The 19,127-nt window shown below is 60.9% G+C and carries 22 protein-coding genes; 11 read left to right on the plus strand and 11 right to left on the minus strand.

The window, feature by feature from the left end:
• Positions 1–110: 110 nt before the first annotated feature.
• Positions 111–998: a DMT family transporter gene (locus tag RBH71_RS24260; RefSeq protein WP_035251928.1), complete on the plus strand. Its 888-nt coding sequence runs from the start codon at positions 111–113 to the stop codon at positions 996–998.
• Positions 999–1,051: 53 nt separating this feature from the next.
• Here the strand turns inward: RBH71_RS24260 and RBH71_RS24265 are convergent, their stop codons facing one another.
• The gene (locus tag RBH71_RS24265; protein WP_013636741.1) at positions 1,052–1,585 is read right to left on the minus strand and encodes a transglutaminase-like cysteine peptidase; all 534 of its coding nucleotides are present in this window, start codon (positions 1,583–1,585) and stop codon (positions 1,052–1,054) included.
• Positions 1,586–2,267: 682 nt separating this feature from the next.
• Here RBH71_RS24265 and RBH71_RS24270 point away from each other — a divergent pair.
• On the plus strand, positions 2,268–2,852 hold the full coding sequence (locus tag RBH71_RS24270) for a transglycosylase SLT domain-containing protein (RefSeq protein WP_003513986.1): 585 nt from the start codon (positions 2,268–2,270) through the stop codon (positions 2,850–2,852).
• A 117-nt stretch (positions 2,853–2,969) separates the two neighbouring features.
• Here the strand turns inward: RBH71_RS24270 and RBH71_RS24275 are convergent, their stop codons facing one another.
• The 5 genes from RBH71_RS24275 to RBH71_RS24295 all read right to left on the minus strand — a co-directional run bounded on the left by RBH71_RS24275 (position 2,970) and on the right by RBH71_RS24295 (position 7,164).
• On the minus strand, positions 2,970–3,584 hold the full coding sequence (locus tag RBH71_RS24275) for an alpha/beta hydrolase (protein ID WP_065658661.1): 615 nt from the start codon (positions 3,582–3,584) through the stop codon (positions 2,970–2,972).
• 169 nt (positions 3,585–3,753) lie between these two features.
• Positions 3,754–4,698, minus strand: coding sequence for a VOC family protein (locus tag RBH71_RS24280; protein WP_003513996.1), 945 nt, complete (start codon positions 4,696–4,698; stop codon positions 3,754–3,756).
• A gap of 165 nt (positions 4,699–4,863) precedes the next feature.
• Positions 4,864–5,940, minus strand: a complete 1,077-nt coding sequence (locus RBH71_RS24285) for a siderophore-interacting protein (protein ID WP_035251885.1) — start codon at positions 5,938–5,940, stop codon at positions 4,864–4,866.
• A 121-nt stretch (positions 5,941–6,061) separates the two neighbouring features.
• Positions 6,062–6,754 (minus strand): uracil-DNA glycosylase, encoded by a 693-nt coding sequence (ung, locus tag RBH71_RS24290; protein WP_003514000.1) that lies wholly within the window; start codon positions 6,752–6,754, stop codon positions 6,062–6,064.
• A 14-nt stretch (positions 6,755–6,768) separates the two neighbouring features.
• Positions 6,769–7,164 (minus strand): VOC family protein, encoded by a 396-nt coding sequence (locus RBH71_RS24295; protein ID WP_003514001.1) that lies wholly within the window; start codon positions 7,162–7,164, stop codon positions 6,769–6,771.
• A 258-nt stretch (positions 7,165–7,422) separates the two neighbouring features.
• On the opposite strand from RBH71_RS24295, the gene RBH71_RS24300 reads away from it, so the two are divergent.
• Positions 7,423–7,779, plus strand: coding sequence for a YbaN family protein (locus tag RBH71_RS24300; protein ID WP_003514002.1), 357 nt, complete (start codon positions 7,423–7,425; stop codon positions 7,777–7,779).
• Between the two features lie 71 nt (positions 7,780–7,850).
• Here the strand turns inward: RBH71_RS24300 and RBH71_RS24305 are convergent, their stop codons facing one another.
• The 3 genes from RBH71_RS24305 to RBH71_RS24315 are packed head-to-tail and all read right to left on the minus strand — an operon-like array spanning position 7,851 to position 10,608.
• Complete coding sequence (locus RBH71_RS24305; protein WP_003514004.1) at positions 7,851–8,633, minus strand: heme ABC transporter ATP-binding protein; 783 nt, start codon at positions 8,631–8,633, stop codon at positions 7,851–7,853.
• Positions 8,630–9,718, minus strand: coding sequence for a FecCD family ABC transporter permease (locus tag RBH71_RS24310; RefSeq protein WP_003514007.1), 1,089 nt, complete (start codon positions 9,716–9,718; stop codon positions 8,630–8,632). Before RBH71_RS24310 ends, RBH71_RS24305 begins: the two co-directional genes overlap by 4 nt.
• Positions 9,715–10,608, minus strand: a complete 894-nt coding sequence (locus RBH71_RS24315; protein ID WP_003514008.1) for a heme/hemin ABC transporter substrate-binding protein — start codon at positions 10,606–10,608, stop codon at positions 9,715–9,717. Before RBH71_RS24315 ends, RBH71_RS24310 begins: the two co-directional genes overlap by 4 nt.
• Before the next feature lie 196 nt (positions 10,609–10,804).
• On the opposite strand from RBH71_RS24315, the gene RBH71_RS24320 reads away from it, so the two are divergent.
• The 5 genes from RBH71_RS24320 (at position 10,805) to RBH71_RS24340 (ending at position 14,132) form a co-directional block, all read left to right on the plus strand.
• Positions 10,805–11,152, plus strand: coding sequence for an antibiotic biosynthesis monooxygenase (locus tag RBH71_RS24320; RefSeq protein WP_323687530.1), 348 nt, complete (start codon positions 10,805–10,807; stop codon positions 11,150–11,152).
• A gap of 9 nt (positions 11,153–11,161) precedes the next feature.
• Positions 11,162–11,683 carry a heme utilization cystosolic carrier protein HutX gene (gene hutX / locus RBH71_RS24325; protein WP_003514017.1) on the plus strand — a complete coding sequence of 174 codons (522 nt, stop codon included), beginning with the start codon at positions 11,162–11,164 and terminating at the stop codon, positions 11,681–11,683.
• Positions 11,684–11,838: 155 nt separating this feature from the next.
• A complete protein-coding gene (locus RBH71_RS24330; RefSeq protein WP_003514018.1) occupies positions 11,839–12,615 on the plus strand; it encodes a YbaY family lipoprotein in 777 nt (258 codons plus the stop codon).
• 204 nt (positions 12,616–12,819) lie between these two features.
• Complete coding sequence (purU, locus tag RBH71_RS24335; protein ID WP_003514019.1) at positions 12,820–13,704, plus strand: formyltetrahydrofolate deformylase; 885 nt, start codon at positions 12,820–12,822, stop codon at positions 13,702–13,704.
• 98 nt (positions 13,705–13,802) lie between these two features.
• On the plus strand, positions 13,803–14,132 hold the full coding sequence (locus tag RBH71_RS24340; protein WP_003514020.1) for a hypothetical protein: 330 nt from the start codon (positions 13,803–13,805) through the stop codon (positions 14,130–14,132).
• A gap of 42 nt (positions 14,133–14,174) precedes the next feature.
• Here RBH71_RS24340 and RBH71_RS24345 read toward each other — a convergent pair whose 3' ends face one another.
• Positions 14,175–15,551, minus strand: coding sequence for a sensor histidine kinase (locus RBH71_RS24345; protein WP_003514021.1), 1,377 nt, complete (start codon positions 15,549–15,551; stop codon positions 14,175–14,177).
• A complete protein-coding gene (locus RBH71_RS24350) occupies positions 15,548–16,228 on the minus strand; it encodes a response regulator transcription factor (RefSeq protein WP_025594373.1) in 681 nt (226 codons plus the stop codon). The genes RBH71_RS24345 and RBH71_RS24350 overlap by 4 nt, the downstream gene beginning before the upstream one ends.
• Positions 16,229–16,297: 69 nt before the next feature.
• On the opposite strand from RBH71_RS24350, the gene RBH71_RS24355 reads away from it, so the two are divergent.
• From RBH71_RS24355 to RBH71_RS24365, 3 genes are all read left to right on the plus strand, one after another.
• Entirely contained in the window at positions 16,298–17,377 is a 1,080-nt protein-coding gene (locus RBH71_RS24355) for an ABC transporter substrate-binding protein (protein WP_323687557.1), read from the plus strand.
• A 252-nt stretch (positions 17,378–17,629) separates the two neighbouring features.
• Positions 17,630–18,574, plus strand: coding sequence for a Bug family tripartite tricarboxylate transporter substrate binding protein (locus RBH71_RS24360; protein WP_003514032.1), 945 nt, complete (start codon positions 17,630–17,632; stop codon positions 18,572–18,574).
• On the plus strand, positions 18,571–19,065 hold the full coding sequence (locus RBH71_RS24365; protein ID WP_003514034.1) for a tripartite tricarboxylate transporter TctB family protein: 495 nt from the start codon (positions 18,571–18,573) through the stop codon (positions 19,063–19,065). The genes RBH71_RS24360 and RBH71_RS24365 overlap by 4 nt, the downstream gene beginning before the upstream one ends.
• Positions 19,066–19,127 lie beyond the last annotated feature (62 nt).

Consider the following 19,127-nt stretch of genomic DNA (forward strand, 5'->3'; position numbering starts at 1 on the left):
AAAACGTCGAATTCCGCATTATCTCGCCCCGTGGGGGGACAAGCGCGGACGCAAGGCCGCTATTCACCCCCTTAGCCTTTTCCCGCCCCTTGAAGAAGCGAAACATCAGCGTGCCTTCGAAAGCCTATCTCGCCCTCATCATCGCCACGCTCTGCTGGGGTGGCAATACCGTTGCCGGAAAGCTCGCCGTCGGCCACATCAGCCCCATGGCGTTTACCTTCCTGCGCTGGGTTTTGGCCGTCGCCATCATCTTCGCCATTTCCGTGCCGCAGCTCATCAAGGACTGGCCGGTGGTGAAAAAACGCCTGCCTTACTTCTTCGCGCTCGGCAGTGTCGGTTACACCGCTTTCAACGTCTTTCTTTATACCGCGCTTCAGCACACCTCCGCCATCAATGCCGCCGTCATCCAGGCGGGCATTCCCATGGTCATATTCGTGTTGAACTTCATCCTGTTCCGCACTCGCGTGCTGTTCGGCCAGATCGCCGGTTTCTGTCTCACCATTGCCGGCGTGGCGCTTCTCGCCTCGCATGGTGATCCGGTCTCGCTGCTGCAACTGGAGATGAATGCCGGCGACGCCATCATGCTGCTGGCGGTGCTGGTCTATGCCATCTACACCGTCATCCTGCGCTGGAAACCAATCGTGGACTGGCGCACGCTGATGGCGATCCCAGCCTTTTTCGCCCTCCTAACCTCAGTCCCGCTGGTCTTTTGGGAAATCTCACGCGACAACGTCGTCTGGCCCGATCAGAAGGGTTGGGTGCTGGTGGTCTATGCCGCCATCTTCGCGTCGCTCATCGCCCAGATCCTGTACATCAAGGGCGTGGAGCAGATCGGCGCCAACCGCGCCGGCCTTTTCATCAACCTCGTCCCCGTCTTCGGCACGCTTCTCTCCGTCATCGTCCTCAGCGAAACCCTGCATCCCTACCAGATCGCGGCGCTGGTGATGGCGCTGGCCGGCATTGCCGTGGCGGAACGAAAAAAATCGCCGGCTTCCTGATCCCGTAAGGGTCTGGAAAACCGGCGCAGTCTGGCAGGCATGAAAAGTTCGGGTTAGAGCGCGGTTTCGCGCTCAACCGGAGAGAAAGCGGCGTTGCCGAGCACGATATCGCCCTTGTCTGTGGTGACAACAAGCACCTTTTCGAGCGATCCGTCATCATCAAGCAAAAAGGCAAGGCGCAGTGCTGCGGAAGACCAGCCGGCACCGGCCAGTGCCGTGCGCTTGATCGCGGCACAATCGCCACAATCATTGGCGCTTACCGAAGGCGTTGCCGGAACATCGGCTGAAAAGCCGGAGAAATAATCATCGAGTGCGCCCATGGTGGCGTTCACATCGCGGTTGACGCGCAGCAGTTCATCGCGGCGTTCGCCGGTCAGCGGCGCGGCAATCGTCGAAACGCATTGGCCGGCGGACAGAACGCAGCCATCGAAACCGCCGGGCGCCGAAATACCGATCTGTGTTACGGCGCTCTTTTCGGCTGCGGCAAAGCTGCGGGCGAAACCGGCGGCACCAGCCGCATCGGCATGAGTGGACATGGAAGCAATGGCAATTCCGCAGATGGCGGCAGCAATAATCTTCTTCAGCATTTTCATACCCCGTTTGACGATCCGCCGGCTTCTGCCGGTCTCGATTTCTGTTTTCCGCAGCGGCCCCGTCCTTGCAGGTTGTCCGCTCCTTGTCTGTGATCCCACAATGGCACAGCACTGTTTTCAGCCGCTTTAAGCCGATTGCTACAATTTTATCGGTTTTCATTTTTGTACAGGGGGCAGGCTCTCCGGAAACATAGCCCGCGCCCGTCGCCCCGAAACCGAGGCAACGCTTAGAAGTGATAAAGGGGCCGCATCGCTGCGGGAGTATCAAATGGTGTAGTAGGGTTTTGCAGACGATGCGGCCCCGGCTTCAACATGTGACCCGCCCGCCAAACCGGTTCCTGTTTGGAGGATGGGCACATGCCGGCCGCCTCAACCGTGACATCGGGAAACTCCCCGGTTTTGGCCGCCTGCCCCGCCCACCTTGCGCCGCGCGCACGCTGGATGACCGGGATGGGATAAGGATAAGCGGCTTTGTGAGACCGGGGATGTGCGGGGATGCCGGCAATGCCATTTCCGGAAAAAAACGCCACTTACCCCATGGTTTTGCCGCATCCCGGACACAGGAATTTTCAGCGGGTTAACAGGCGCTTGATCAGCGGCATTTGAATTAACCGTGTCTTAAAACCCGACGTTAATGGTTAGCAATTTAAGAATAGCGGAACGAAAGGGTTCCGCGATGCGTGGCGTATTTGCCGTTGTTTTACTGATGACTGTTCTGGCCGGTTGCGCAACCGCACCGTCGCAGGTCACCAATGCCTGTGCGATTTTCGAGCAGCGGAACGGCCTCTTCAACAATTGGCGACGTGACGCGAGGGCAGCCGAACGGGAGTTCGGCGTGCCGGTGCCGGTGATGATGGCAACGATCTACACCGAATCCGCCTTCCGCCCCTATGCCCGCCCGCCGCGCACCAAACTCTTCGGCTTCATTCCCTGGACGCGCCAGTCTACCGCTTACGGTTATGCCCAGGCGCTGGACGGTACATGGGAAGTCTACAAGCGTGAAACCGGCCGCTGGTCGGCAAGCCGCACGGATTTCACCGACGCGATCCATTTCGTCGGCTGGTATCACGCCAAGAGCCGCCGCGAAAACGGCATTGCGCTGAACGATCCCTATAACCTCTACCTCGCTTATTATTCCGGCCATGCCGGTTACGCCAAGGGAAGCTGGCGCAACAATTCCACCGTCCAGAAAGCCGCCCGCCGCTCCGCCAACATGGCGCTGCGTTACGAGGCGCAGTTGCAGCAATGCGGATATCGCTAAGGCGGGGGTAGCAGGATCGTTCTGCCTGGCTGCGATGCGGAAAGGCGGATCACCTACCCTCACCGTCACCCCGGACTAGATCCGGCATGCCGGTGAGGAAGGAGGCCGGGCAGAAAGCTACCCTCCATAAGGCGCTAGAAACTCCCGCACCGCCTCGATCTCGTTCGAACGGATTTCATGCCCGCCCGGATGCCACACCGTTTTCACCGTGCCGCCCTGCGCTTCAAGGCTCTTTTCCAGCGCCTTCGTCAGCGGCACCGGGCAGATGGGATCGCGTTCTCCGGCCGTGATCAGCACCCGGCGCGAGGATTTGGCCGCAGCCGCCTGCGGCTCGAACGGGATGAGCGGATGCATCAGCACGGCGGCATCAAAAAGCTCCGGCTGTTCGATCAGCACATTTGCGAGAATATTCGCGCCGTTGGAAAAACCGAGACCGATAACCGGACCAGCCTGATAGTGCTCCCGGTTGGCTTTGACGAAATCCGCCAGCTTGGCTGTTGCCCGCTCTAGATCGGCCATGTCGTAAACGCCCTCACCCGTGCGTCGGAAAAACCGCGCAGCGCCATGTTCGGCGACATCGCCGAGCGGCGAGACAATCGTGGCATTCGGCAACAGGCCCGAGCCGAAATCGAAGAACTGGTTTTCATCACCGCCGGTGCCGTGCAGCACGACGAAAAGCGGTGCACCCGCAACGCCGGCACGGGATTTGTGGAAATATGTGTCTTTAGTCATTGGATAATCCTTTCTGAAAGGAGAAATTCAGCGATACCGAACTCACTCTGCCGCAAGGCATTGGGCATCACATGTCGAGCGAGAGGTTTCAGCGTGTCGTCTTCTCCCCGGACGGGGAGAAGAAAAGAGTGGCTAACGTCCTGCCAAAGGATGGCCAGGTTCGATAAGGCTAAACCGCCTTCTCGTCACCCAGCGGCTCCAGCTGCTTTTCCAGCTGGGCGCGCAGATGCGCGTGCTGGGTCGGCAGCTTCAGCGCCTCGCCGAGATGCGCCGTGTCCTCGTCGCGGTCGAAACCGGGCTCATTGGTGGCCACTTCGAACAGCACGCCGCCGGGCGTGCGGAAATAGATCGCCCAGAAATAATCGCGGTCGATCACCGGGGTCACCTGATAGCCCGTATCCATCAGCGCCTTGCGGACTTCGAGCTGCTTTTCGCGGTTTTCGACCGCAAAGGCGATGTGGTGCACCGAACCCGCGCCGAGGCGCGCGCCGGAGATGTTCGGCATGGTTTCGATGTCGATGACATCAGCACCGTTGCCGCCGGGCATGCCGAGACGCAGCACGCCATCCTGGCGGTCCACTTCCTCATAACCCATGAACTTCAAAAGCTCGGCGGTTGCCCCTTCGTCACGAAGGCGCAAGGAGGCGCCCTGAAAACCGTGGATCGCCTGATCCGCACTGACCCCATTGCCGGTCCACTGCGAACGGGCATCATCCTTGATCTCGACCAGCGCAAAACCATCACCATCGGGACCTGCAAAATGCAGGCGCTTGTTGCCGAATGCCTCGTCAGCCTTCAGACCGTCCACGCCCGCCTTGGAAAGACGATCCTGCCAGTAGCCGAGCGAGCCTTCCGGGACGGAAAACAGCGTTGTGCCCACTTCGCCGGTGCCGGGACGACCACGGGCAATGTGCGGGAACGGAAAATAGGTCATGACGGAGCCGGGCGTGCCGACCTCATCGCCATAATAGAGATGGTAGACATCCGGCGCATCGAAATTGACCGTCTTCTTCACCCGGCGCAGGCCGAGCGTATCGGTGAAAAAGCCGTTGTTCTGGCGCGCACTACCGGCCATGGAGGTGACGTGGTGCAGGCCCTTGATCTGGTTCAACATGATAAACCCCTTTTCGCCTTGGCGGCCCGTCAATCGGGCCAGCCGTGTTCATGGCGTGAAGATGGGGTAAGAAGTGCTGCGGGCATAGACCGGCAACAGGAACGGATTGTTCCCGATTGGTGAACGATAAAACCGACTGTTCAACTCAGTCGATAGAGGCATGCCTCAATGATCGTCGGCGAGGCCCATGCTCCAGTAACCGACGGCGCGCAGCGACGCTTTCGGGAAGGAAATCTCATCGGTGAGGAAGGATTTCGCCGCCCTCGCCTCGGACTTCTCGCAGGCGACGAAAACATGCAGGCCGTCATGCTCGCCCGTCCAGGCATGGCCGCGCAACGCCTGTTCGATAAGGCCCGATGTGCCGGCGGGCTTGCCGCGACGATAAAGCCATGTCCATTCGACATTGGCGGCGCAGACGATCTCCTGCCGTTCCGCCTCGTTGTCGATCTCGGCATAGACGCTGAGCGTCTTGCCAACAGGCATTTCCGCCGCCATGCGCAGCATCACCGGCAGCGCGGTCTCGTCGCCGGCAAAGACGTAACGCTCCGCTTCCGGGCAAGTGCCGCTCGGACCGATGATGCCGAGAACGTCGCCCGGCTTTGCCGTCGCGCCGAAATTTGCGCCCGGCATGTCATCGCCCTCATGCATGACGAAATCGATATCCACCTCACCGCGGCCAACATCGCCGGAGCGGATGGTATAGACGCGCCGCGTCAGAAGATCGTCGCCCGCCGGCCAGACGATCGCGCCGGTGGGCGCGAGGTAAGGCCAGACCGCAGCGCGCGCCTGATCGGGAACGAGCAGCAGGCGAACATGCATGCCGCCGGTGACAAGCCTTTCAATACCGCTTTCGACGGACACCACGAGACGGCGCATATGCGGCGTCAGATTATAGGCGCGGGCAACCTTGCCGACGAAGAGATTGGGTAGCTCGCGCTGATAGGCGCCGTGTCCGCTCCAACGGAAATCGAGTCCCGTCTTGCCGGAAAACTCAACGATATGCTCAGCCACCATGGCCTTGACCGAAGTCAATATATGTTCCGAAACGCAGCTTACCCGGGCGGCGAACCGGCCACCTTCGGCGCTGAAGCTGCCATGGCCATATTCCGCCTTGAAACGCACCGTCGTCCCTTCCCGCTCCATCTCCATATGCTCCGAAAAATGATCCTCGAAAGCATCGACGATCGATGCGGGATCGGGCAGCGAGACAGAGGTTTCTGCAGACAGGAGAGACACGGGCACAAATCCTTCACTTTGTAGTCGAGTATTCTTAAACCGGACCCGACTGCGCTGTAAAGATGTTTGCTGCACTCCCCGTCATGCCCGTCTTGAGCCGGCATGACGGAGGAGGCTGGAAGGTTGCTTAAGCAGTTTCCGGCAATTGCCAGTCGATAGGCTCGCGGCCATGGGATACCAGGAAGGCGTTTGCCTTGGAAAAATGGCCATTGCCGAAAAAGCCGTTATGGGCCGAAAGCGGCGAAGGGTGCGGCGAGCGCAGCACGAGATGTTTTTTCTGGTCCACGAAAGCCGCCTTCTTCTGGGCATAGGAACCCCAGAGCAGGAACACCACATGCTCGCATTCGTCATTGACGGCGCGGATGACGGCATCGGTGAACTTTTCCCAGCCCTGCCCCTGATGCGAGGCAGCGCGCGATTCTTCCACCGTCAGCACGCTGTTGAGCAAAAGCACACCCTGTTTCGCCCAGCTTTCCAGAAAACCGTGACTGACGGGGCGGATGCCCAGATCGCTCTGCAATTCCTTGTAGATATTGACGAGCGAGGGCGGAATGCGCACGCCGGGCTGCACCGAAAAGCAAAGCCCATGTGCCTGGCCAACTCCATGATAGGGGTCCTGCCCCAGAATGACGACCTTGACCCTGTCGAGCGGGGTCAGATCCAGCGCCCGGAAATATTCGACACCCTTGGGAAAGATGTGCTTGCCAGCAGTTTTTTCGGCAAGCAGGAAATCTTTGAGCTTCTGCATGTAGGGGCTGGCGAATTCGGTGGAAAGAACACGTTTCCAGCTGTCTTCGAGTTTGACGCCTGCCTCTGCCATGATGTGCCTCTTTGTTACTTGAACCGGTTGCCGCGCTGCAGCACTTCGATCTTGTAGCCATCCGGATCGCAAATGAAGAAATATTTCGCGAAAGGCTGACCTTTATGGTCGGCTTCGATGATCTTGCCCGGAGACAGGCCAAGCTCGATGAAACGCTGATGTTCGGCATCCACATCGGCAACGCTGACCGCGAGATGGCCGTAGCCGTCACCCAGCGCATAGGGCACTTCGCGACCCCGGTTGACAGTCAGCTCCAGCTCGAAATCGCCTTCGGCATTGCTGAGATAGATCAGCGTGAAATTTTCGAACTCGGCACGTTCCGCAATCTCAAGCCCGAAAGCCTGCTTGTAAAACTCCACCGAACGCTTTTCTTCCAGCACCCGGACCATCGAGTGGATCAGCTTGGCCATGGTGTTTTCCTTCTGCTTCTTATCTCGTCGTCGTCCGGTTGTGCTCCGGACATTGCGGACCAAGGGGATAAAGACAGAGTGCCGTGCTTTCAACCCTAAAGACGGATTAAGGAGCAGGGAAACCGCCCGATCACGGCAAATGTGATGGCGAAACAGTTGGCGCATGACCTGGACACGCGGGCTTTCCGGTCAAAATGGCCCTCACATTTCGCCCCGCCGCTCTATCCTGAGTAGAGAACTCATGATACCGGCATATCCATGCGCCTTCTGTACCTCTGTCTTGGCTGGCTTATGGTCGCGACCGGCATCGTCGGCGCGTTTCTTCCCGTTTTGCCCACCACGCCATTTCTGCTGCTGGCGCTCTGGTGCTTTTCCCGCTCCTCACCGAAACTCGAGGCGTGGCTTCTGACCCACCCCCGATTCGGCCCGTCGCTTCGGCAATGGCGCGAACGCGGCGCAATTGCCCGCAAGGCAAAGATTGCGGCCCTGTCGGCCATGTGTGCGAGTTATGCCGCCTTCTGGTTCCTCAGCGACCCGCCGGCTCTGCGCGCGGCAATCGTTGCCGCCGTCATGCTCGGCTCTGCACTCTTCATCGTCACCCGGCCGGAAAGCTGAGGCGACATCACCTTTAGAGCCTTGTCGCATTTCCTGACGGAAAACCGGGTTCCACTTTTCCTGGAAATGCTCTAGCGATGCCTCGACTGCGGCAGCACATAAGGAATATGCCGCGCCGGCAGACGTCCGACGACGCCGCCAATGCCATAGACCCTTTCAATCGTCTCGTCGCTGATCGTGTCCAGCGATGGACCGCTCGCCGTTACCCGGCCGCCATGCATGACGATAAGTTGATCGGCAAATTCTGCCGCAAGGTTGAGATCGTGCAGGATGGCAAGCACGAGACCGCCGCCAATAGCGAAATCCCGCGCCGTTTCCAGCACCGCGATCTGGTGGCCGATATCGAGACTGGCCGTCGGCTCGTCGAGAAAGAGAGCCCGCACCTCGCCGTTTTCCACGGGATGCGGCACCTGGGCGAGAGCGCGGGCAAATTGCACGCGCTGCTGCTCGCCGCCAGACAGCATGTTGTAGGAGCGCTGCTCGAACCCGCGAAGCCCGGCCCTGGCGAGCGCCCGGCGGGCCTGCTCTTCCGGCGCGCGCGACCCTTGCGCGACAGCGCCCATTCGCACGATTTCGAGCGCGGTGAAAGGAAAGGCAAGCTGGGTATTCTGCGGCAGCACGGCGCGGATGCGCGCAAGCTGAACCGGCGTAAACAACGGCAGGGCAACATCATTATAGGTCACTGAACCGGCCTCGGCACGCATCTCGCCGGACAGAACCTTCATCAGCGTCGATTTTCCGGCACCGTTCGGACCGATAATGACATTGACCTTGCCGGGCTTCAGATCGACGCAGACCTCATCGAGCAGACGGCGGCCGGAGCGGATGAGGGTGAGGTTTTCGGCCTGGATCATGACATGTTCCGCATGGAAAATCCGCCGCGGCCAAGCAGCAGGAACAGGAAGACCGGCGCGCCGATCAGCGCGGTGACCACACCGATGGGCAATTCCGCCGGTGCCGCAACCGTGCGGGCAAAACTGTCGGCGAGAAGCAGAAGTGCGGCCCCGCCAAGTGCAGAGGCCGGCAGCAGGAAGCGGTGCGATGGGCCAATGGCAAGCCGCAGCAGATGCGGCACGACGATACCGACAAAACCGATGGAGCCGGCAGCCGCCACGCTCGCCCCGCAGGCAGCGGCAACGGCCAGAATGATGACTCGCTTCAGCCGCTGCACGGGAATGCCCATGTGAAAGGCCGCCGCATCGCCAAGGATCAGCGCATCCAGCCCCCTTGCGACAAAGGGAATGATGGCGAGCACGACGATGATGAAGGGCAAGGTGGCGAGAACCTTGGCAGGGGTGGCCCCACCAAGCGAACCGAGAGACCAGAAGGTGATGTCGCGGAGCGCCCGGTCATCGGCCACAAAAATCATCAGGCCGGTCAGCGCACCGCTAATCGCCGCAACCGCAATGCCGGCCAGAATAAGCGTCGTCGTGGAGGTGGCGCCATCCCTTGTGGCAATGACGTAAAGCAGCCAGGTGTTCAAAAGCCCGCCGAAAAACGCCATCAGCGGCAGAAAATGCGGGCCGAAAAATACGGCGACCGTTGCGAGCGCACCTTCCCCAAGAGAGATTGCCGCAACCGCAAAAAGTGCTGCACCCGAGGTGACACCGACAATGCCGGGATCGGCCAGCGGATTGCGGAAAAGACCCTGCATCATGGCGCCCGAGACGCCAAGCCCAGCACCGATCAACATGCCGAGCGCCGTGCGCGGCAATCGCACCGCCTCAAGAATGACTTTATCACGCGCATCGAGTTGATCCGCGCTGCCAGTCAGATAGGCCCAGAGTTCGGAAATGCCCACACCCGTGGGCCCGCTGACGAGCGACACGCCGCAGGCAAACAGCAGGATGCCAACGAGCACGGCAAGGGTAACGACCCCCTGACGGGATCTGTCACCGGCAACCCTGCCCTCCGTGGAACTCAAGGCAGCAAGGCTCACGGCTTCACCACATCAGGGTAGAGCTTGTGCGCCAGTTCACGACCGGCGGCGGGCGTGCGCGGGCCAAAACCGATGAGGTAAAGCCCGTCCATGCTGATCAGCGCCTTCTCCGCAGCAGCCGGCGTGGACTGGAACGCGGGCAGCGCGAAAATCTCATCCGCCTTGCCGGCATGGTCGCCGCGCGCCATGGTCAGCACCACATCGGGCGCGGAGGCGATGACCGCCTCATCCGTCAACGGCTTGTACCCGCTGATTTCCTGCGCGGCATTGATGCCGCCGGCCATTTCGATGATCGCCGCCGCTTCGGTGCCCTTGCCCGCCGCCATGATGCGACCGCCGGCGCTGGAGAGCACGAAGAGCACACGCTTCCTGTTCTTTTCCGGCACGGCTGAGACGTCCTTGGCGAGCACATCAAGCCCGGCTTTGGTTTCCGCGGCCAATGCCTTTGCCTTGTCGGCAAGACCAACTGCCGCACCGACATCTTCGATCTTCCTGGGGATGGCGTCGCCGCTCGGCGGGGTATCGACGGTGACGAAAGGCACCGCACTGGCCTTGAGGATGGCAACGACATCCGCCGGGCCGGACCCATCTTCAGACAGGATGAGATCGGGCTTCTGCGACAGAATGCCCTCCGACGAGAGCGCCCGCATATAGCCGATATCGGGCTTGGACAGCACGTCCGCCGGATAGCTGCTGGTGCTGTCACGCGCAACGATGCGGTCGCTCGCGCCGAGCGCATAAAGGATTTCCGTTACCGTACCGCCGACTGCAACGATGCGTTTCGCCTCCGGATTGCCCTTGTCCGAAGCTCTAGCTCCGGGCGCGGCAACGGCGATGACGGCGGGCACGAGGGCGGCGAAAACGAACGAGCGAAGGCTTAAATTCAACATGACGCTATCCTGAAACACAAGCTGGCACGGGCGGATACGGGATTGCCCATCTTATTTAACTTGAGTTATTTGCACATGTTTATAGAAGGCGCAATCGATAAGTGGAGTAAAATTGTTCGCTTTATCGTCAGCCTCTTTCCATCCACGCTTCGGCTGGATATCCTGACTGCAACTGTAAACTTAAAGGGAGACTTCCATGTTTATCGCAATGAACCGTTTTCGCGTCGTACCGGGCTATGAGGATACCTTCGGATCCATCTGGCGCGAGCGTAAATCGCACCTGAGCGAGCTGCCGGGCTATATCGAATTTCACATGCTGAAAGGCCCGAAGGCGGATGACCACACGCTCTATGCCTCGCACACCGTCTGGGCCACCAAGGACGATTTCCTGAGCTGGACCAAATCCGAACAGTTCCGCGCCGCCCATGCCAAGGCCGGTGAGAACCGTGGCAAGGTCGAATATCTTTCCGGCCCGCATTTCGAAGGTTTTGACGTCATCATCCACGAAGACAAGAATGGCGAACGCCGTTCGATTGCCGCCTGAGGCTCGCCTATGAGCATTGCAGCACAAAAGACCGATGATCGGCAGGCCCGCGCTGCCGCAGCACTTGCCGAAAAGCCTGACGGCATCGTGGAAGCCATTGCCGCCAAGGCAGAGGTGACATCAGCCGAGGTTCTGGCGATCCTGCCGCAAGGTGCGGCCGTTTCGGCTGGTTCCGATCAGTTCGACGCGATTTGGAACGAGATGCGCGGCTGGGGCGAAGTCCTGATGATCGTCCAGACCGGCGATATCGTGCTGGAAGTGCCGGGCGACCTGCCAGAGGGCAGCGAAAGCCACGGCTGGTTCAACATCCACGGGGACAGCCCCATCGGCGGCCACATCAAGAAGGACAATTGCGCCGGCATCACCTTCGTCGATCGCGGCTTTCATGGCCGACGCTCCTGTTCCGTCTGGTTCATGAATGCCGCCGGCGGCGCCATGTTCAAGATTTTCGTCCGTCGCGACGAAAACAAGGAACTGCGTGGCGATCAGCTGGCGAAGTTCGAAGCGCTGCGGGACAGTTTCCGTGGCTAAGTGAATGGGAGGCTGCTGGTGGTGGCCTCCCTCCTTCCTCATCAGTCCGCGATGGCTCAGCCCCACTCGTGAGGAAACATTCACCGGTTCATCGCCCGTTCAGTGCCGTTTTTTATCATCCGCTGAAATTCGATCAGCAGCACGGAGCAAGCACCATGAACGACCGCCAGCCACTTCTTTCGCGCCGGAATTTCGCAGGGCTCCTCGCGCTTTCACCGCTTTTTGCAGCGGGCGGTGCGGCTGCCGCACCCGCAAGCCTGCGCGGCAGCGTTTCCTATCGCGAGCGGATCGCCCTGCCGCCGGGCGCGACTGTTACGGTGCGCCTCATCGACGTCTCGCTGGCGGACGCGCCTTCGCAGACGATCGCCGAAACCACCATACGCCCGCGTGGGCAGGTGCCGGTACCCTTCGTTTTGCGTTATGACGACCGCGACATCCGTGGCCGCCGTTCCTATGCGCTCAGCGCCGAAATCCGCGAGGGCGACCGGCTGCTCTTCACCACCACGCGCCGTTACTCGGTTCTGGCCGGTGGGCGTGACGACACCGATCTCGTTCTGGAACGGGTGGCGGCGGCTCCAGGCAGGCCGAAGCCGCAGGCTGGCATTGAGGGGCGCTGGCTGGTGCAGGAAATCCGTGGCGAAAGGGTTCGCGGCCGCCGCGAGGCAACGCTGGAAATTTCCCGCGAGGGCCGCGTTTCCGGCAATGCCGGCTGCAACGGCATCGGCGGCGAGGTGAAGATAAGCCGCAACCGCGTCGATTTCGGCCGGATGATTTCCACCCAGATGGCCTGCGCTCCTGACATCATGCGCCAGGAAAGGCAGTTCATCGAAGCGCTTGAAGGCGCCCGCTCCTTCCGGCTCGAGCCGCGCCGCGGCACGCTGGAGCTGATCGACGGCCGCGGCCGCCCGGCCATGCGCCTGCGCCGCGCCTGAGAGTGGTAACGGCAGGCGGCAACGCCTGCCGCCGCCGTGCTGGCCGTGGAACATTCCATGTCGCTTCCGGCACGGCGCGGCCCCTTTTCCCGTCTTATGACTTTGCTGCACTCGTCTTGGCGCTTTGCTCCGCCACAGAGCTGCGCTATGGAACGCGCCAACTGCGCCGGTTCTCGCCGGTGCAAAGTCTTTGAGGGAAAACGAATGACAACCTATGTTCTGACAGTAGCCTGCAAATCGACCCGCGGCATCGTCGCCGCGATTTCCGGTTATCTGGCGGAAAAGGGCTGCAACATCGTCGACAGTTCGCAGTTTGACGACCTCGAGACCGGCAAGTTCTTCATGCGCGTTTCCTTCATTTCCGAAGAGGGCGCGACGATGCAGGCCATCACCGAGGGCTTTCAGCCTGTGGCGGAAAAATTCGGCATGGAAGCCCGCATCTATAGCGACGGCCAGCGCATGAAAACACTTCTGATGGTGTCCCGCTTCGGCCATTGCCTCAACGATCTGCTCTACCGCTGGAAGATCGGCGCGCTGCCGATCGATATCGTCGGCGTCGTCTCCAACCATTTCGAATATCAGAAAGTGGTGGTCAACCACGACATTCCCTTCCACCACATCAAGGTAACGAAGGAAAACAAGCCGCAGGCCGAAGCGCAGCTGATGGACCTGATCGAGACCAGCGGCACCGAACTGGTGGTGCTGGCGCGTTACATGCAGGTGCTGTCCGATAACATGTGCCGCAAGATGTCGGGCCGGATCATCAACATCCACCACTCCTTCCTGCCATCCTTCAAGGGCGCCAACCCCTACAAGCAGGCCTATGACCGAGGTGTAAAGCTGATCGGCGCGACAGCCCATTACGTCACCGCCGATCTGGACGAAGGCCCGATCATCGAGCAGGACACGGTGCGCGTCACCCATGCCCAATCTGCCGAAGACTACGTCTCTCTTGGCCGTGATGTGGAAAGCCAGGTACTGGCACGCGCCATCCATGCCCACATCCACCACCGCACCTTCATCAACGGCAACCGCACCGTAGTCTTCCCGCCAAGCCCGGGCAGCTACGCTTCGGAACGGATGGGCTAATACGCCACGAAAACAACGCGGAATTATTTTTACCGACCGGCAACCGAGCATCCCATGTGACCGTTTCTTCTCTGTAGCCCAACAGCGAGGTCTCTCACATGAAAAAACTCGTCATTGCCGGCGCCGCGTTTCTCATCGCGGCGGGGTCCAGCTTCGCCCAGCAGCCGCCACCACCGCCGGGACCAGCGGACGCTGGTTCAAGGGCGGATGCGCCGCCGCCACCTCCGCCGCCCGGCCCTGGTGGTCCGAGGGAAGCAGGCTGGCGGGACGGCCCGCATGGCAAGAGAATGCCACCCCCGCCCTCCAAGGCAGCGCATTTCAGGATTGAAGACGGCGAGCGCAAAATCGACGTCAAATGTGCCGATGACGAGCCGATGAAGGCCTGCGCTGACATCATGATGCAGATTATCGACAAGATGAACGAATAGGACCGCGAGTCTCATCCAAGGGGACGGCGCAGCAGTGCCGCCTCAGGAAAACTCTACCCGGGCCCTTAAGCCCCGCCCGCCCGCGCCGTCCTCCAGCGTCAGTCGCCCGCCGAACAGCCCGGCGATCTCCTCGATGATCGCAAGGCCGAGGCCGGCGCCGGGGGCGGCGTTGGCTTCGCCGCGGGCGAAGCGCTGGCGCACCATGGCGCGTTTTTCCGTGGGTATGCCGGGGCCGTTATCTTCAACTTCCAGCCAGACGGCGCCCGCTTGCCTGCCGACGCGCACGGTGACTTCCGCACCACGCCCCGCGTAGTTGATGGCATTGGAAACGAGATTGCCGATCAGTTCACCGATAAGGAGCGGCTCGGCGAGAATTGTCGCTTCGCCCTCGCCTTCGAAACCGAGATCGATGCCGGCGTCCGCCGCGCGTGGCACGAAATCGGCGGTCACGTTCTGCGCGACGGCCACCAAGTCTATCGCGGAAAAATCATGTTTTTCGCTCGAACCCGCTGCATCGATATTGGCCATGCGCAGCAGTTGGGCGAGGATGTGTTCGGCATGGGCCACCGAAGCGCCGCCCTTGCGCGCCGCCGCCTGCGCGTCTTCGAGACTTGCGGCGCGGGCGGAAAGCGCAAGCTGGGTGCTGATGATGGCAAGCGGCGTGCGCAATTGATGGCTGGCATTACCGGTGAAATGCCTGAGCGCATCGAGCGCCGATTGCAGCCGCACCATGAAGGAATTGACCGTTTCCACCAGATTTTCCACCTCCACCGGCACGGATTGCCGGATTGGATGCAGGTCGTCGGGGCTGCGCTCGGCAATCGCTTCGCTGAGCCGGTAAAGCGGCCGGAGCGAAATCGTCACCGCGATCCAGACAATGATCGCCGCGCCCACGATCATGAACAGCAGGCGCAAGGCCGAGCGCAGGATGATGGCCTGCGCAAGCTGGCTGCGGGCGATCGTCGTTTCAGCCACCGTCACGGAAAAGGGCACGGAATTGATGCCGGTGGAAGCAAAACGGCGGATCGCGGCGATGCGGATCGGCTCGTCACGAAACACTGCATCGCGATAGGCAGGCGTTTCTCCGGCCGGATTCTCCACCGTCGGCAGGTTCTGGTAACCGGTGAGAAATTGCCCGTTTGGCCCGTCGACACGGTAAAACACCCGGTCCTGCGCCGCCGATGTCAGCATTTCCAGCGCGACATAGGGAATATCGACCTCCAGCGAGCCGTCTTCGGCCACCACCACCCGCTCGGCAATCGCAAGCGCGGAACCTGACAGCACCCGGTCGGAGACGACATTGGCCGTATTGACCGCCTCGCGCCAGGTATCAGTGAGCGCAACGCAGCCGATGATGGCGGTGGAGATGAGAAGCCAACCTAAAAGACGCCGCCTGAGCGAATAGGCGGCCTGTCTCATTCAGCCATCTCCGGCAGCTTTTCCAGATAATAGCCGATGCCACGCGCCGTCTTCACCGTCAGCCCGTGGGGGGCAAGCCGCTTGCGCAGCCGGCTGACATATTGCTCGATGGCGTTGCCTGATATCTCGTCGTCGAAACCGGTCAGCGATTGCACGATCGCCTCCTTGGCAACCACCTTGCCCGCCCGCATGAACAGCACCTCGAGCAGCGCCACTTCACGCGCCGGAATATCGAGCGGGCGCCCATCGGCTGAAAAGGTGCGGGATGTGAGGTCGAACAGGACTTTGCCGAAGCCGAGCGTAGAAGAGCGCAGGCCGGCATTGCGACGCAGCAGCACCCGCACCCTCGCCTCAAATTCGGTGATGTCGAAGGGCTTGATCATGTAGTCGTCGGCGCCGAGGTCGAGCCCCTTGACCTTCTCCTCCGGCGTGCCACGCGCCGTCAGGATAAGCACCGCCGCCTTGTCCTGGCGCGAGCGCATGGAGCGCAGCACCTCGATGCCGTCCATTTCCGGCAGGTTGAGATCGAGAATGACGAGATCGAAATTTTCCGCCGCAATCGCCGCGTCGGCGGAAGCGCCGTCTGAAACGACATCCACCGCATAACCGCTGCCGCGCAGAAGCGCACACAGCCCTTCCGACAGCACCTGATTGTCCTCGACCAGCAAAATACGCAATTCTTCCTCCCGCAACATTGCCGAGCTTATCCAAGCCCTTGGCGCTTGTGAATGGCAAGCGCGTGCGGCATGATCTTTTCCATGCGTATCGCCGTTTTTCTCTGTCTCTGTCTTTGCATGGCCTCACCGGCGCTTGCACAAGTCGCCGTTTTCCCTGCACCATCAGGCAAGGCGGATGCGGAAACGCTGGTGGTTTATTCCTCGCTGGACGAACCGCTGGCCACGCCGATGATCGAGGGTTTCCAGAAGGCCAACCCCGATATCGCCGTCCATTACGAGGACATGCTGACGGGCGAAATCTATGATCGCATCGTGAAAGAAACCGATGCGGGCAAAAAGACCGCCGATTTCGCCTTTTCATCCGCCATGGATTTGCAGGTGAAGTTGAGCAATGACGGTTACGCCCAGCGCTCCGACCTTGCCATGAGCGCGCGCTGGCCCACCTGGGCCAACTGGCGCAACACCGCCTATGCGCTGACCTTCGAGCCGGCGGTGTTCGTGTATCACAAGCCGAGCTTCACCACCGAAAAGCCGCCCGCCACCCGTGCCGAATTCGTCGATTATCTTGAGCGCCACGCCAAGGAAGTGCATGGCCGCATCGCTACCTACGACATTGAGCGCTCCGGCGTCGGCTTCCTGTTCATGTCGCGCGATCAGGAGCAGTTCGGCGATATATGGAGCGTCATCAAGGCCATGGGCGCGGCCGGCGTGAAGGTCTATTCCACGTCATCCGCCATTCTGGAGCGTGTCTCCGACGGGCGCTTCGTGCTGGGCTACAATATTCTCGGTTCCTACGCGGCCGGCTGGGCCTCGCGCCATCCCGATGTCGGCATCGTTCTGCCCAAGGACTATACCGTGGTCATGTCTCGCATCGGGCTGGTGCCGGAAGCCGCCGCCAATCCGGCGCTCGGCCGCCGCTATCTCGAATTCTTCATGTCCAAGGAGGGCCAGACGATCATGGCCCGGCAATTGCAGATCCCCGCCGTCAGCCCTGACGTGGCGGGCGAAAACACCGCCAACACCATGCAGGCGATCCACGGCGCACAATTGCGCCCTGTGCCCGTCAGCCCGGGCCTGATGGTCTATCTGGATCAGGTCAAGCGCAGCCGCCTGATCGAGCGGTGGAACGAGGCGCTACGCTCGCAATAGTAGACGGCAAGCACAAATTAATAGAGAGTAAATGCGCAAGGACTTGCGGTGCGTCAGTTAGATGACAGCTTTTTATGATGCTCTGCAATCCTTCTTCATTCCGTGGAGGCGGAAGAAGATGCGGGAGGAAATCTTGAGGACCGTAGAGCTCCGCGCTGCCCTGGCAGCGTCAGGATAAGCACGGCCTGAAACTCCCTTCCGCATAAACGAAAAACGACGCCCAAAAAGGGCATCCTGAGGAGGGTTTTCTAAGTGAAACATTTTCTTATCGGCACATTTCTGGCAGGCGTGATCGCGCTTCCGGCGGTCGCAGCGGACTACACCATCATCGCGCCGGCCAATCCCGGCGGCGGCTGGGACCAGACCGCGCGTTCCCTGCAGACCGTGCTGCAGGAAGAAGGCATTTCCAAGAGCGTTCAGGTGCAGAACGTGCCAGGTGCCGGCGGCACCATCGGTCTTGCACAGTTCGCCAGCCAGCAGAAGGGCAACCCGAACGCCCTGATCGTCGGCGGTTACGTGATGGTCGGCGCGATCCTCACCAACAAGGCGCCCGTCACCCTCAAGGAAGTGACGCCAATCGCCCGCCTGACTGGTGAATATGAAGCAATCGTCGTTCCGGCATCCTCGCCGCTGAAAACCATCGGCGACCTCGTCGACCAGCTCAAAAAAGATCCGGGCAGCGTGTCCTGGGGCGGCGGCTCGGCCGGCGGCACCGATCATATCGCTGTTGGCCTGATCGCCAAGGCGGCCGGCGTCGATCCGACCAAGATCAACTACATCGCCTATTCCGGCGGCGGCGAAGCTCTTGCCTCGATACTCGGCTCGCAGGTCACTGCCGGCATTTCGAGCTACGGCGAATTCGAAAGCCAGGTCAAGGCGGGCACGTTGCGCCTGCTGGCCGTTTCCAGCGAAGAGAAGCTGGAAGGCGTTGACGCGCCGACGCTCAAGGAAAGCGGCCTCGACGTCGTCGTGCAGAACTGGCGCATGGTCGCTGCTCCTCCCGGCCTGACGCCGGAACAGGAAAAGGCCGTCAGCGCCGATATCGAGAAGCTGGCGAAATCCGCAAAGTGGCAGGAAACGCTGAAGACCAAGAGCTGGATGGATACCTATCTTTCCGGTGACGAGTTCAAGGCGCAGCTTGCCAAGGACACCGACGCCACCGCCGCCATCCTCAAAGAAATCGGACTGGTAAAATGAGCCAGGGTTCCAACCCTTCACAACATCAAGAGCGCCGCCCTGACTGGGCGGCGCTGGCGATCGCCGTAGCCCTCGTCCTTATCGCCTGCGTGATCTTCTGGGACAGTGCGCGTCTCGCCAGCGTCACCGGCTACTCGCCGGTCGGTCCGGCAACGGTCCCCTACGCCATCGCCTTCTGTCTTGTCGGCCTTGCGCTCTGGACGGCCATCGAAGCCTGGCGCGGTGATTTTCCTGAACGGGACAAACAGGAAGTCGCCCCGGTCATATGGGTCGTCACCGGCCTTGCCGCGCAGATGCTGTTGCTGAACGTCGCCGGTTTCTCCATCGCCACCGGTCTCCTGTTTGCGTTTACGGCGCGCGCCTTCGGCAAACGCAAGCTCTGGTATTCGATCCCCATCGGCATCGCTCTGAGCTTCGTCATCTGGATCATCTTTGCGCGGCTGCTGCAGCTTTCTCTGCCTGCCGGGCCTCTGGAACGGCTGTTGTTCTAACAGCCATTCCGACCAAAATTCGAGATCACAGGAAACCGCCGGCGCGCGATGACGCAAACGCC

It is taken from the genome of Rhizobium sp. AN68, assembly GCF_030758035.1.
GTDB classification, from domain to species: Bacteria; Pseudomonadota; Alphaproteobacteria; order Rhizobiales; family Rhizobiaceae; genus Agrobacterium; species Agrobacterium tumefaciens.

What these genes read in the sequence shown, in the direction of transcription:
- RBH71_RS24265 (WP_013636741.1), bottom strand. Translation starts at nt 1,585, where the DNA reads ATGCTGAAGAAGATTATTGCTGCCGCCATCTGCGGAATTGCCATTGCT.
- RBH71_RS24295 (WP_003514001.1), bottom strand. Translation starts at nt 7,164, where the DNA reads ATGGCCAAGCTGATCCACTCGATGGTCCGGGTGCTGGAAGAAAAGCGT.
- RBH71_RS24280 (WP_003513996.1), bottom strand. Translation starts at nt 4,698, where the DNA reads ATGTTGAACCAGATCAAGGGCCTGCACCACGTCACCTCCATGGCCGGT.
- RBH71_RS24330 (WP_003514018.1), top strand. Translation starts at nt 11,839, where the DNA reads ATGAACGACCGCCAGCCACTTCTTTCGCGCCGGAATTTCGCAGGGCTC.
- RBH71_RS24315 (WP_003514008.1), bottom strand. Translation starts at nt 10,608, where the DNA reads ATGTTGAATTTAAGCCTTCGCTCGTTCGTTTTCGCCGCCCTCGTGCCC.
- ung (WP_003514000.1), bottom strand. Translation starts at nt 6,754, where the DNA reads ATGGCAGAGGCAGGCGTCAAACTCGAAGACAGCTGGAAACGTGTTCTT.
- hutX (WP_003514017.1), top strand. Translation starts at nt 11,162, where the DNA reads ATGAGCATTGCAGCACAAAAGACCGATGATCGGCAGGCCCGCGCTGCC.
- RBH71_RS24345 (WP_003514021.1), bottom strand. Translation starts at nt 15,551, where the DNA reads ATGAGACAGGCCGCCTATTCGCTCAGGCGGCGTCTTTTAGGTTGGCTT.
- RBH71_RS24275 (WP_065658661.1), bottom strand. Translation starts at nt 3,584, where the DNA reads ATGACTAAAGACACATATTTCCACAAATCCCGTGCCGGCGTTGCGGGT.
- RBH71_RS24340 (WP_003514020.1), top strand. Translation starts at nt 13,803, where the DNA reads ATGAAAAAACTCGTCATTGCCGGCGCCGCGTTTCTCATCGCGGCGGGG.
- RBH71_RS24270 (WP_003513986.1), top strand. Translation starts at nt 2,268, where the DNA reads ATGCGTGGCGTATTTGCCGTTGTTTTACTGATGACTGTTCTGGCCGGT.
- RBH71_RS24300 (WP_003514002.1), top strand. Translation starts at nt 7,423, where the DNA reads ATGCGCCTTCTGTACCTCTGTCTTGGCTGGCTTATGGTCGCGACCGGC.
- purU (WP_003514019.1), top strand. Translation starts at nt 12,820, where the DNA reads ATGACAACCTATGTTCTGACAGTAGCCTGCAAATCGACCCGCGGCATC.
- RBH71_RS24305 (WP_003514004.1), bottom strand. Translation starts at nt 8,633, where the DNA reads ATGATCCAGGCCGAAAACCTCACCCTCATCCGCTCCGGCCGCCGTCTG.
- RBH71_RS24355 (WP_323687557.1), top strand. Translation starts at nt 16,298, where the DNA reads ATGATCTTTTCCATGCGTATCGCCGTTTTTCTCTGTCTCTGTCTTTGC.
- RBH71_RS24320 (WP_323687530.1), top strand. Translation starts at nt 10,805, where the DNA reads ATGTTTATCGCAATGAACCGTTTTCGCGTCGTACCGGGCTATGAGGAT.
- RBH71_RS24365 (WP_003514034.1), top strand. Translation starts at nt 18,571, where the DNA reads ATGAGCCAGGGTTCCAACCCTTCACAACATCAAGAGCGCCGCCCTGAC.